9 protein-coding genes are annotated in these 12,274 nt (G+C 61.9%); 2 read left to right on the top strand and 7 right to left on the bottom strand.

What is annotated here, in order from left to right; genetic code table 11:
- Window positions 1-56 precede the first annotated feature (56 nt).
- The gene (locus FHS75_RS11005) at window positions 57-674 is read left to right on the top strand and encodes a cation efflux transmembrane domain-containing protein (RefSeq protein ID WP_047822057.1); all 618 of its coding nucleotides are present in this window, start codon (window positions 57-59) and stop codon (window positions 672-674) included.
- A 91-nt stretch (window positions 675-765) separates the two neighbouring features.
- On the top strand, window positions 766-2,691 hold the full coding sequence (locus FHS75_RS11000) for a cytochrome c/FTR1 family iron permease (RefSeq protein WP_229735559.1): 1,926 nt from the start codon (window positions 766-768) through the stop codon (window positions 2,689-2,691).
- 26 nt (window positions 2,692-2,717) lie between these two features.
- Here the strand turns inward: FHS75_RS11000 and FHS75_RS10995 are convergent, their stop codons facing one another.
- The 7 genes from FHS75_RS10995 to FHS75_RS10970 all read right to left on the bottom strand — a co-directional run bounded on the left by FHS75_RS10995 (window position 2,718) and on the right by FHS75_RS10970 (window position 12,206).
- Window positions 2,718-3,140 carry a hypothetical protein gene (locus FHS75_RS10995; protein WP_229735558.1) on the bottom strand — a complete coding sequence of 141 codons (423 nt, stop codon included), beginning with the start codon at window positions 3,138-3,140 and terminating at the stop codon, window positions 2,718-2,720.
- A 113-nt stretch (window positions 3,141-3,253) separates the two neighbouring features.
- On the bottom strand, window positions 3,254-5,611 hold the full coding sequence (locus tag FHS75_RS10990) for a heavy metal translocating P-type ATPase (RefSeq protein ID WP_179407722.1): 2,358 nt from the start codon (window positions 5,609-5,611) through the stop codon (window positions 3,254-3,256).
- Between the two features lie 109 nt (window positions 5,612-5,720).
- The gene (locus tag FHS75_RS18095; protein WP_268234538.1) at window positions 5,721-5,846 is read right to left on the bottom strand and encodes a hypothetical protein; all 126 of its coding nucleotides are present in this window, start codon (window positions 5,844-5,846) and stop codon (window positions 5,721-5,723) included.
- An 84-nt stretch (window positions 5,847-5,930) separates the two neighbouring features.
- The gene (locus tag FHS75_RS10985; protein WP_229735557.1) at window positions 5,931-6,329 is read right to left on the bottom strand and encodes a copper-binding protein; all 399 of its coding nucleotides are present in this window, start codon (window positions 6,327-6,329) and stop codon (window positions 5,931-5,933) included.
- Window positions 6,308-9,475 carry an efflux RND transporter permease subunit gene (locus FHS75_RS10980; RefSeq protein ID WP_179407721.1) on the bottom strand — a complete coding sequence of 1,056 codons (3,168 nt, stop codon included), beginning with the start codon at window positions 9,473-9,475 and terminating at the stop codon, window positions 6,308-6,310. Before FHS75_RS10980 ends, FHS75_RS10985 begins: the two co-directional genes overlap by 22 nt.
- Complete coding sequence (locus FHS75_RS10975; protein WP_179407807.1) at window positions 9,472-10,968, bottom strand: efflux RND transporter periplasmic adaptor subunit; 1,497 nt, start codon at window positions 10,966-10,968, stop codon at window positions 9,472-9,474. Before FHS75_RS10975 ends, FHS75_RS10980 begins: the two co-directional genes overlap by 4 nt.
- Window positions 10,969-10,976: 8 nt before the next feature.
- Window positions 10,977-12,206, bottom strand: a complete 1,230-nt coding sequence (locus FHS75_RS10970) for a TolC family protein (RefSeq protein ID WP_179407720.1) — start codon at window positions 12,204-12,206, stop codon at window positions 10,977-10,979.
- Window positions 12,207-12,274 lie beyond the last annotated feature (68 nt).

Here is a 12,274-nt window from a genome sequence, read left to right as displayed (position 1 = left end):
TGACCTTGTAGTGGCTACAAGGTGCATAGGCGGTCTTGAAACCAGGAGTCGAGTAGATGGCGAAGAATTGTTGCGATGCTGCCGATGTCGGCGATGTCCATAACGATCCGAGATGGCGCAAGGTCCTGTGGGTGGCCCTTGGTCTCAACGCCATCATGTTTGCAGTCGAAATCGTGGCCGGGATTGCCGCCGATTCGCGCGCGCTACAGGCCGATGCACTCGATTTTCTGGGCGATTCGGCCAATTATGCCATCAGTCTCGGAGTTGCCGGAATGGCGATTGCATGGCGGGCGCGCGCGGCGCTCGCGAAGGCGGCGACCATGCTGGGCTTTGGTCTTTGGGTCCTGGGCTCGGCGATCTGGGGCCTCTTCGCCGGCGCATCTCCGGATGCCGGAACGATGGGCATCGTCGGTTTCCTGGCGCTCGCAGTAAATCTCGCGGTCGCGGCGATGCTCTTTCGGTATCGAACCGGGGACGCGAATATGCGCTCGGTATGGATCTGTTCGCGCAACGACGCGATCGGAAACGTCGCGGTGCTAGCGGCCGCGGTCGGTGTTTTCGGGACGGGGGCGGCATGGCCTGATCTTGCTGTTGCCGGAATCCTGGCAAGCTTGGCGATCTGGGGAAGTGCCGACGTGTTCGTCCAAGCGAGGCGCGAGCTCAGGGCAGCATGAACGGTCTAAAGCACAGCCGCCGGTTGCGTCGGACATGAGAAGTAGTTTATTTGATATTGCGACTTAATTGCATAGCCTGAGAAGGGTTCGGATGTCTGTTTCCATTCCATCGCCGCACATGGTGCTAAGGGTCTTCATCATCTCCCTCCTTCTAAGCCTGTCCGGCGTAGCGCGCGCGGAGGGCGCAGAGGTGCGCACGACCTGGCGCCTTCTCGACTACATTGCTGTCGATTACTCCGCAGCGGTGTCGAACGGGCAGGTCATCGACGATTTCGAATACAGCGAAATGGTCGAATTTTCTTCGACCGTCGGCGAACAAGTAGCCGCGCTTCCCGATGTTTCGGCCAAACCCGGTCTAATCGCGATGTCTGTGGACCTGCGTCAGGCGATTGAGAAGAAAGCTTCGGTCGAGCGCGTTTCCCGGCTGGCCCGTGCCTTGGGTGGATCGCTGTTGGAGGCGTACCCGGTTCCGCTGGCTCCCCGAAGCCCGCCCGATTTGTCTCGCGCATCGACACTCTTTTCCCAGAACTGCGCCTCGTGTCACGGTGCATCGGGCCGTTCCCCTCCGGCAGCCAGCATGACGCTCGAGCCTCCTCCAATCGATTTCACCGATGCCGACCGAGCGCGCCAGCGCAGCATTTTCGGTCTCTATCAGGTCATAACACAGGGTCTCGAGGGCACGTCGATGCCCAGCTTTGCTGGACTTTCGGAAGCCGATCGCTGGGCCCTCGCATTCTATGCAGGCGGCATTGCATTCGAGGATCTCGAACGGGGGGAGAAAATCTGGCGCGAAGATGACCGGGTGCGGCGTCTGATACCCGATCTCGAGACACTTGCGGCCATCACGCCCGCAGAGCTCGCCGACGCGATCGGAGAGAACCGGGCATTGGCCGTCATGGCGTACCTGCGATCGAATCCCGGGATTGTCGGGCAAGAAAGCGCGGACGGCTCGCTCGATCTCGCGCGCCGGACGCTCCAGCAAAGTCTCGCCGCCTACGAGCGGGGCGAGCGCGCAGAGGCGCGCCGACTCGCCCTGTCGGCCTATCTTGACGGCTTCGAACCGGTCGAGGGCATCCTCGCGACGCGCGATGGCGATCTCATGCGGCAGATCGAGCAAGCGCTCAGCCAGTATCGTTCAGATATCGAGAGCGACGTATCCGTCTTGCGATTGCGCGAACGACACGCCTTCGCCGTGAACCTCCTCGAGCAAGCGGAGGTTGCTCTCGCGCCCGAAGCAGCCAGCGACATCTCCACTTTTCTGGGCGCCTTCACGATCCTGCTGCGCGAGGGGGTAGAGGCACTTCTGGTGGTGATTGCCATGATCGCCTTCGTTCGCAAATCGAACCGCGGCGAAGTAATCGCCTACGTTCATGGCGGCTGGATCGCCGCGCTGCTGGCAGGCGTCGCCACCTGGGTAGCCGCGACCTATTTCGTCGCTATCAGCGGAGCGAGCCGCGAGATGACCGAAGGTTTTGGTGCGCTGTTGGCGGCGGTTATCCTCATCTCCGTCGGGATCTGGATGCACGGCAAGAGCCATGCGGATGAATGGCGACGCTATATTCAGCAGAAGATGGGGAAGGCTCTTTCGAGGCGATCGGCATGGTTTCTCTTCGGGCTCGCCTTTGTCGTGGTCTACCGCGAAGCCTTCGAGACGATCCTGTTCTATGCCGCCCTCTGGAGCCCTGATAGCAGTTCGGTGATACTTGCAGGAGCGCTGTCGGCTGTCGCGGTTTTGTCGGCCATTGCATGGTTCATGCTCCGCTACAGCCGCAAGCTGCCGATCACGCAATTCTTCAAGTACAGCGCGATACTGATCGCAGTCCTCGCGATCATCCTGGCCGGCAAGGGTGTGGGCGCGTTCCAGGAAGCGGGCACGATCTCCATGACCGCGGTGTCGGGACTTCCCCGCCTGCCCGATCTCGGGTTCTTTCCCACCGTGGAAACGCTCGCCGCTCAGCTGGTAGCCTTCCTCGCTTTGGTGCTTGGATTTCGCTACGGCAATCGTCACCACCGCTGACAGTAACGGGGCATCTCGAACCCGCTCTAATTGTTCGGGAGATGCTCCTTCGGTCCGACGCCTATTCTGCGGACCAGCCACAGGGTCGCAGTAGGGACAATGACCCACATGAGCATAGGAACAAGTCCGATATGCGTTCCTGGCAGCAGGGGCATGAGATCGCTGTAGGTCCAGCCCCAGTCGGTCCCGACCGCGAGAACCTCGACGCTCGCAGTGATGACAAGACCTGTCGCGAGGTATGCACTAAACCGCCCCGCGGGCCAGCGCACCAGCCATGGGGAATACGAGTTGCCGATGGAGCCCACGAGATAGGCCGCGACCATGATACCGGCATCGCCGAACGATGCGAGGCCGCAGCGGTATGCGGCCTGCGCGGGCGTCAGTCCGCCCGCCTCGTAGAAGGGCAATTGTAGCATCTCCCAGACGAAGGCGATCAGAAACCCGATCACCGAAATCCAAACCAATGGATGTGCGCCGCGCCATGTCTCACCGCTCGGATTAGCGCTCGTTCCATGCGATCGCGTGGCGACATCCGTGCGTTCGTCTTTTCGGTCAGTACATCTCACGCGTCGAACCTTGGGAGCGATAGGCCTCTAAGCCTCAGCGCATTGCCGATAACGGAGACCGACGACAAACTCATTGCCGCGGCTGCGATCATCGGGCTGAGGAGCATGCCAGTCCAAGGATAAAGGACGCCGGCGGCCACGGGAATCCCGAGCGTATTGTAAGCGAAGGCGAAGAACAGGTTCTGGCGGATATTGCGCATCGTGGCCCGGGACAGGACCAGCGCTTGAACAACGCCAACCAGATCGCCGCGGACCAGTGTCACGCCCGCGCTTTCGATGGCGACATCGGTCCCGGTTCCCATTGCAATTCCAACATGCGAAGCGGCGAGCGCAGGGGCGTCGTTGATCCCATCGCCGGCCATGGCGACACGGCTGCCGCCGCTCTTCAACTCCTCAACCTTGCGATGCTTGTCTTCTGGCGAGACGTTCGCCTCGACCTCATCGATGCCGACCTGTTCGGCAACCGCGAGGGCGGTAGCCTCGCTGTCGCCGGTCAGCATCACGACCTTGATGCCTCGCTCGTGCAACGCGGTAATGGCAGTGCGGCTCGTTTCCTTGATCGGGTCGGCGACCGCGATGAGGCCCGCCGGCGCTCCGTCCACTGCCACGAACATCACCGTTTGGCCCAGCTGTCGACCTTCATCTGCCGACAACCGCCAGCTGTCTTCGAGCGCGCCGATGCGCTCCATCATCTTCTCATTGCCGATCGCGATCCTGCGTTTCTCGACGTTTGCTTGGATGCCTTCGCCGGTGACGGATTCGATATTCGCGGCATCCAGAATGGCTGCTCCGCGGTTTTCAGCACCCTCGACTATCGCATGCGCGAGCGGGTGTTCGCTTCCGCGTTCGACCGCCGCCACCAGGCTGAGCAATTCGCCGTCGGTGAAGCCGGAGCGGGGTTGCACATCGACCAGATCGGGTTTCCCGAGCGTCAGCGTGCCAGTCTTATCGACCACCAGTGTATCGATCTTTTCGAGGGTTTCGAGTGCCTCGGCATTCTTGATAAGGATCCCGTGCTGGGCACCTTTGCCCGTGCCGGTCATTATCGATATCGGCGTCGCCAGTCCGAGGGCGCAGGGACAGGCGATGATCAGAACGGCGATCGCGTTTATCAATGCGTATGCCAGAGCCGGCGCAGGCCCCCACACCGCCCAGACACCGAAACTGACGATGGCCACCAGAACAACGATGGGTACGAACCAGGCAGTAACCTGATCGGCGAGACGCTGGATCGGCGCCCGGCTGCGCTGCGCCTCCGCCACCATCTGGACAATCTTGGACAGCATGGTGTCCGCGCCAACCTTCGTGGCGCGCATGGTGAAACTGCCGGTCTGGTTCACCGTACCGCCGATTACCGTATCGCCGGCATTTTTCTTGACCGGGATGGGCTCGCCACTGATCATCGATTCGTCGACGGTGCTGCTGCCTTCCTCGACGCTGCCATCAACCGGAACCTTGTCACCTGGGCGGACGCGCAGGAGATCGCCCGAACTCAATTCGTCGAGCGGCACTTCTCGCTCGTCGCCGCGGGCGAAGATCTTCATCGCTTTTGGAGGCGCTAGCTCCAGCAGGGCGCGTAGGGCGCTCGAAGTAGACCCCCTCGCCTTGAGCTCCAGCACCTGCCCCAACAGTACCAGTGTGGTAATGACCGCGGCGGCTTCGAAATAGACGCCGACGCGGCCCGCATCATCGCGAAACGCATCGGGAAAGATGTCCGGCGCGAGCGTCGCCACCACGCTGAAAAAATAGGCGATCGCTACGCCAAACCCGATCAGGGTGAACATGTTGAGATTCATCGTGCGGACCGACTGCACGGCACGCGTGAAAAAAGGCCAGCCGCCCCACAGAACGACCGGAGAGGCAAGCACCAGCTGCAGCCACTGTGCCCAGGCCGGGTCGATGACCCCGTGGAATGGTCTCGAGGGTAAAAGGTCGCCCATGGCATACGCAAACAGCGGAAGCGTGAAGAGCGCGCTCCACCAGAACCTGCGGCTCATGTCGACGAGTTCGGGATCCGGCCCGTCGTCCAGGCTGACTGTCTCCGGTTCGAGCGCCATCCCGCAAATGGGACAGGACCCCGGCCCGGGCTGTCTGATTTCGGGATGCATGGGGCAGGTATAGATCGTGCCTTCGGGTACATCTTCTACGGCGTCGAGGTGAGCCTTCGAGAGATAGAGTTCGGGATCGGCGCGGAATTTGTCGAGACAGCGCGAGGAGCAGAAGTAGTGTTCGGCTCCCTCATGCTCATGCGTATATTTCGCAGTCTTCATAGCGACGTTCATTCCGCATACGGGGTCGACCGCCGTTTCGTTCGGGACAGCGGTCTGCGTGCCTGTGACAGATTTGTCAGTCATGTATTCTTCCCGTTTCGAAAGCGCCTATTGAAATACGATGCTCTGGCCGCGCTTGTTCCGAACCGTCCAAGGCCTCGACCACGACCACTTCGCGCCGCCATATGGTCTTCTACGTTCTGAGGTATTTGAGCAGTGCCAGGATCCCAAGGATCATAAGTGTCAGGAGCAGGACCCAGAAGAGGCCCATCGCCCACATCATCATGGGGGCATCAATCATGCTGTTTCCGGTCATCATCTCGCGCTCCTTTCTGACGAGTATCGATTTAAACAATCCGGGTTGAAGTGCGCCGCACCGTCCTTCGGTGCGGCGCTTCTCGATTCACTGCTTGGCGATTGCGGTGAGCTCTCCGCCCCCGCCTTCTGTAGTCCGGAACTCGAAAGTCACGCGGTCGCCGACCGACACCTTGCCGAGGCTTTCCTCATCGGCGGCGAAAGCCATGGTCATGGCCGGCCATCCCACCGCGGGGATAGGGCCGTGATCGATCGTGATCTTTCCTTCGGCCTCATCGATCTCGGTCACCGAGCCTTCGCCGCTGCCAGACTGGCCTACCTCCCCATTGTCCATCATCGGCATATCGTCTGACATCGGCATGCTGTCCGCGTTGGACATCTCGTCGGCCATCATCGTTTCTGCCGGTTGGCTTGCGTCCTCGGCGCTATCGCAGGCTGCCAACGCCAGCGGAGCTGCGAGCAGGATCATGTAGGTTGGGGTACGCATTCTTCGTCTCCTTCGGTTTGTGCCGGTTTTTCCGGACGGGGCCGCCGCAACAGCAAATATGCGGCGGGAAGCAAAAACATCGACAGAAGCGGGGCAGTTATCATACCCCCGATCATCGGTGCGGCGATCCGGCTCATCACCTCAGAACCTGCACCGGTGCCGATCAGGATGGGGAAAAGGCCAGCAAGAATGACCGCCACCGTCATCGCCTTGGGTCGCACGCGCAGGAGCGCGCCTTCCCGGATGGCTTCGTCCACTTCTTCAGCGCTGAGGGTACCTTGCCGCCGCTCGAGGGCGGCTTTCAGGTAGATCAGCATCACTACGCCGAACTCGGCCGAGACACCGGCGAGCGCGATGAAGCCAACCGCTGTCGCCACAGACTGGTTGTAGCCCATCAGATAAAGCAGCCAGTAACCGCCACTGAGCGCGAAAGGCAGGGTGCCCATGATGAGTGCCGCCTCATCCACTCTCCTGAAGATGAGGTAGAGCAGCAGGAAAATGATCACCAGTGTCGCGGGCACCACGATCTGCAACCGCTCATAAGCGCGTGTCAGATATTCGAACTGGCCCGCATATGAGAGGCTGACACCGGCAGGCAGATCGACACCCGCAGCAACCGCCTCCTGGAGATCGGCCACCACCGAGGTGAGATCCCGGCCCCGGACATCGACATAGATGTAGCTGGTCAGACGACCCTGCTCGCTCTTGAGCATCGGCGGACCGTCGCTGACGGCGATACGGGCGACAGTGCCGAGCGTAATCTGTTGGCCGGACGGCGTCAGAACCGGCAGGGCCCTGAGTTCATCGACGCTGTCCCTGATTTCGCGGGGATAGCGCACATTGATCGGATAGCGCGCCAGCCCCTCGACGGTCCGTGCGACATTGGCGCCGCCTATTGCACCAGAGACGATCTGCTGGATGTCGGCAATGTTGAGTCCGTATCGCGCGGCCGCCATCCGGTCGATATCGACATCGACATAGCGACCGCCCGACAGCCGCTCGGCCAGCGCGGAACTCACGCCAGGCACGGTCTTGGCGATACGCTCCACATCGAGTGCAACGCGTTCCAGTTGATCGAGATCGTCGCCTGACACCTTGACCCCGATCGGGCTCTTGATTCCGGTCGCGAGCATGTCGATCCGGTTGCGGATCGGCGGCACCCAGACATTGGCGAGGCCCGGCACCTGGACGACCCGGTCGAGTTCCTCGACCAGCAGATCGGGCGTCATTCCCTCGCGCCATTCTTCGCGGGGCTTGAAGCGGATCGTCGTTTCGAACATCGTCAGGGGAGCCGGATCCGTCGCCGTATCGGCGCGCCCCGCTTTACCGAACACCCTTTCCACTTCCGGGACCGACTTGATCAGGCGATCGGTGCGCTGCAGCAGCGCCGACGCCTCGCCGGGGGAAAGGCCGGGCAATGCACTCGGCATATAAAGCAAATCGCCTTCATCGAGCGGCGGGAGGAACTCGCCGCCAAGCCGGGTGAAGGGGATCGCGGTGGTCAGAAAGATCAGCGCCGCGATCGCCAGCGTTGCCTTGGGGCGCCGCATGACCCAGTCGAGCCCCGGACGATAGATTTTCGTCAGCCAGCGGTTTAGAAAATTGGAATCTTCCGAAGGGATCTTCCCACGGATCAGCCAACCCATCATCACCGGCACCAGCGTTACCGAAAGAATGGCCGCGGCAGCCATCGCATAGGTCTTGGTGAAAGCAAGCGGTGCAAATAACCGCCCTTCCTGCGCCTGCAGGGTAAAGACCGGTAGGAACGACAGCGTAATGATCAGCAGGCTGAAGAACAGCGCCGGTCCCACTTCCTTCGATGCATCGGCGATGATCCTCCACCGTTCCTTTACCGCGAGCACGGTATCCGGGTTTTCGTGCTCCCATCGTTCGAGATGCTTGTGGGCGTTCTCGATCATCACCACCGCGGCATCGACCATCGCCCCGATCGCGATGGCGATGCCACCCAGCGACATGATGTTGGCATTGACGCCCTGGAAGCGCATCACGATGAAAGCGGCCAGCACACCCAGCGGCAAGGTGATGATGGCGACCAGGGCGGAGCGCGCGTGCCAGAGGAACAGCCCGCAAACGAGCGCAACCACGATGAATTCCTCGATCAGCTTGTGGGTCAGATTCTCCACTGAGGCGTCGATAAGCTGTGAACGGTCGTAGGTCGTGACGATCTCGACGCCTTCGGGCAGGCTCGCCTGCAACTCGTCGAGTTTTTGCTCCACGGCCTGGATCGCGCTTCGCGCATCCGCTCCCTGGCGCAGAACGATGATGCCGCCGGCAACCTCACCTTCACCATTGAGCTCGGCGATGCCACGCCGCAGTTCAGGGCCGACCTGGATCGTCGCTACGTCGCCAAGCGTGACCGGAACGCCGCCGCTCGCGGTACGTAAAGGGATTTGCCGAAAATCATTGAGGTCGCCGAGATAGCCCGAGGCGCGAACCATATATTCGGCTTCGCCCATCTCGACGATCGAGCCGCCCGCTTCCTGGTTGGCAGACTGGATGGCGCTCACGATCTCGGCGTGGGTCACGCCGAGCGAGGCCATCCGGTAAGGTTCGAGCACCACCTGGTACTGCTTGACCATACCGCCGACGCTCGCGACTTCGGCAATGCCGGGGATCGTCTTGAGCTCGTAGCGCAGGAACCAGTCCTGCAGGCTGCGTAGCCCGGCAAGGTCATGACCGCCGGTGCGATCGACCAGCGCGTACTCGTAAATCCAGCCGACCCCCGTGGCATCTGGACCCAGCGTGCTCGTCACACCATCGGGCAGGCGGTTCTGCACCTGGTTGAGATATTCGAGCACGCGCGAGCGCGCCCAGTAGAGGTCGGTTCCGTCCTCGAAGATGATATAGACATAGCTGTCGCCAAACATCGAGTAACCGCGGACGGTTTTGGCTCCCGGCACCGAGAGCATGGTCGTTGCCAGCGGATAGGTAACCTGGTCCTCGACGATCCGGGGGGCTTGCCCCGGATAGTTGGACCGGACCACAACTTGGACGTCGGAAAGATCGGGCAGCGCGTCGACCGGCGTCGTGCGCACTGCCCAGAAACCGCCTAGCGTTACCGCGATGGCCGCCAGAACGATGAACAAGCGGTTGGCGATCGAGGCATCGATTATCCGAGCAATCATTGTCCGGCCCTCCCGATAGTCTCGATCCGGGGGCCCTCATCCTCCTGGATGAAGGTGAAACGGACTCTGTCTCCCTTCTCGAGCCCGCGCATCTGCGCCGCGCTCTTCGTGCGGAAGGTCATCGTCATGGCTGGCCAGTCGAGCCGCGGGACGGGCCCGTGGCGCAGCGTCACCGAGCCATCGGCGATTTTCTCGATTGTTCCAATCGCACTGAAAGTCGTTGCTTCGTCTTTATCTGCCTGCTCGCGGCTGCCCTGTTCAATCGGGCGGACATCGAGCCCGGCCAGGCTTGCCTCGGAATCGAGCAGGAACTGACCCGATGTCACGACCTGTTCGCCGGCGGAAAGTCCGGCCAGCACTTCGGTCCTTCCACCCGCTTCGCGGCCGATCCGAACCTCGGCGGGCATGAAACCGCCCTCGTCCTGCTTCACCATTACGATGGTTCGACGTCCGGTCCTGATAACCGCTTCGGACGGTACCAGCAGCGCGCGGCGTGTGTCCGGGGTCAGCGAAACCTGCGCGAACATGCCCGGTTTGAGGCGTCCGGATGCGTTGGGCAGCTGCGCACGGACGGTGATCGTCCGGCTCGCATCCTGTGCACTCGGCAGGATGGCGATAATGCGCCCCGCGAACCGTTCGTCGGGAAACGCGGTCAGGTTCGCGCTGACAGGCTGGCCAACCCGTACATTCGCCGCCTGCGTTTCAGGCACCGCGGCTTCCAGCCAGATCGGCGAGAAACCGGTGATCTCAGCGAGCGTCTGTCCGGCCATGACCGTCATCCCCGGACGCACGCCGAGCGATGTGATCGCCCCGCCGATCGGCGCGGTAACAGTGATCGTCGAATGCGGTCGTCCGCTGCGTCCCACCGACGAAATCAGGCCTGGAGACATGCCCAGAAGGCGCATTCGCTCGCGCATCGCCTGCGCAAGTTCTTCATCACCGCTATTCAGGACGGCCAGATATTCCTGCTGCGCTCCGCCCCATTCGGGAACCAGGATATCCGCAAGCGGCGCGCCCCGTCCAATCACGTCATCCGGCGCACGACCGTAAGTCCTTTGAACATAGCCCCCGGCGCGGGGCTGAACGATCGCGACGTCGCGTTCATTGTAAGCGAGCACGCCAGTGACGGTTATCTCGGGCTCGAGAAGACCGTACTCTGCTTCGGCGGTGCGAATGCCGAAATTCTGGACCAGGCCCGCGTCGATCTGAACGCCAGCGGTCGCCTCCTCGCCTGCACATTTGGGCACCAGTTCCATGTCCATGAACGGCGATTTGCCCGGTTCGTCGAAGTGCTGTCCGGGGACCATCGGGTCGTACCAGTAGAGGACATCCTCGCATTCTGCGCTCGACGTTCCGCTGCTCTCGGCCGTTCCTGCGCCATCTTGGCCAAGCTGCGAGAGGCCATATCCGGCGGTAACACTGATGAGGGCAACCGTGGCTGCCATCGTCCAAGACTTCTGGCGTGGTGACAATCTGTCCCACGCAGCTCCCATTGCGGCTCTCATAGATGGCGTTCCTTGTATGTCAGTCGTAGGTTGGCGGCAGCTTCGACAGTCGCTTCCTCGCGTTCGAGAATATCGATGCGAAGCAGCGCCAGCGCCTTGATGGCTTCGATCACGTCGAGCAGTTCCGCTCTGCCCGCCGCAAAGCTGGCTCGTTCGAGTTCGGCTCGGCTTTCGGCCAATGGAAGCAACTCCTCGGTCGCGCGCTGCCATTGTCGGAAGGCGCTGCGCCAGGCGGCCAGATCAGCCTCGAATTGCGCCTCGAGCGCGCGCAGCTCGTCGAGCTGCGCCTCACGTGCCGCAGCCGCTTCCGACCGCGCCGCAGCAATGCGTGGCTCCTGCCTTTTCTTGCTGAACAGCGGCAAGGTGACCGTCCCCATAACGGAAAACAAATCACCATATTGGCGCTCCCTGACGCCGTAACTGACCCCGACGCTGAAATCCGGGCGCAAGTCCGACCGCGCGAGGTCGATTGCCGCGTCAGCCTGACGGACTTGAGCTGCCGCCAGAATAATCTCCGGGTTGTATTCCAGCGTAGCCCGCAGCCGCTCGGCTTGGATATCGACCGGTGGAATTTCGCCCGAAGCGACCGCATTCTCGGCGCCAATAAATCGGCCGAGACGAGCCTGCGCGGCTTCGCGCTCTGCCGCGATCCGCGTCCGCGCGTCTTCCACTTCAAGGACGGCTCGGCGGATCTCCAGACTTTCGCCAGGCCGTGCAGTACCCGCCGCAACCGAACTGCGCGCAAGGGGTACGAGGCGTTCGATCTCGTCTAGTGCTTCGCCAACGACCAGATCCGCGCGCTGGGCATAGGCAAGCGAGATCCACGCGCGTCCAGCGCCCAGTCGTGCCATGTGCCGCGCATGAGCCAGTTGGGCCGAAGCAAAATCGATATCCGCAGAAGCGATGCCCGCACGGGCACGCCGTTCGGCAAGGTTGGGAAAGTCCTGCTCGATCCCGATCTCGACCATGGTCATCATCGTGGGATCGAGAATGTCCGGCCCCGTCACCGGGAGGTTACGAATGCCGCCGCGCAATTGCGGATCGGGCAGTTCGTCAGCCGCCTCGGCGATCTCTCGCCGGGCGTCGAGCCGTAGTTCGCTGGTGCGAACCTGGGGCTGGCCGCTGACCGCAGCCTCTAGAGTTTCTTCATAGCCCACCGATTGGGCGTGACTCGCCGGCGCGATAGCCAGCAGGACCGGAAGCGCGGTCCAGCATATTCGTTTCATGACAGTAGGATTCCGCTAAAGGGCGCGGCGAGCGCGCGTTCGAGACAGTTCGCGCACATCCTTCGCGC

The sequence above is a fragment of the Novosphingobium marinum genome (assembly GCF_013408095.1).
Taxonomy (GTDB): Bacteria; Pseudomonadota; Alphaproteobacteria; order Sphingomonadales; family Sphingomonadaceae; genus Novosphingobium; species Novosphingobium marinum.
The sequence above is the reverse complement of the archived record's forward strand: the minus strand, read 5'-3'. Positions and strand labels throughout refer to the sequence as shown.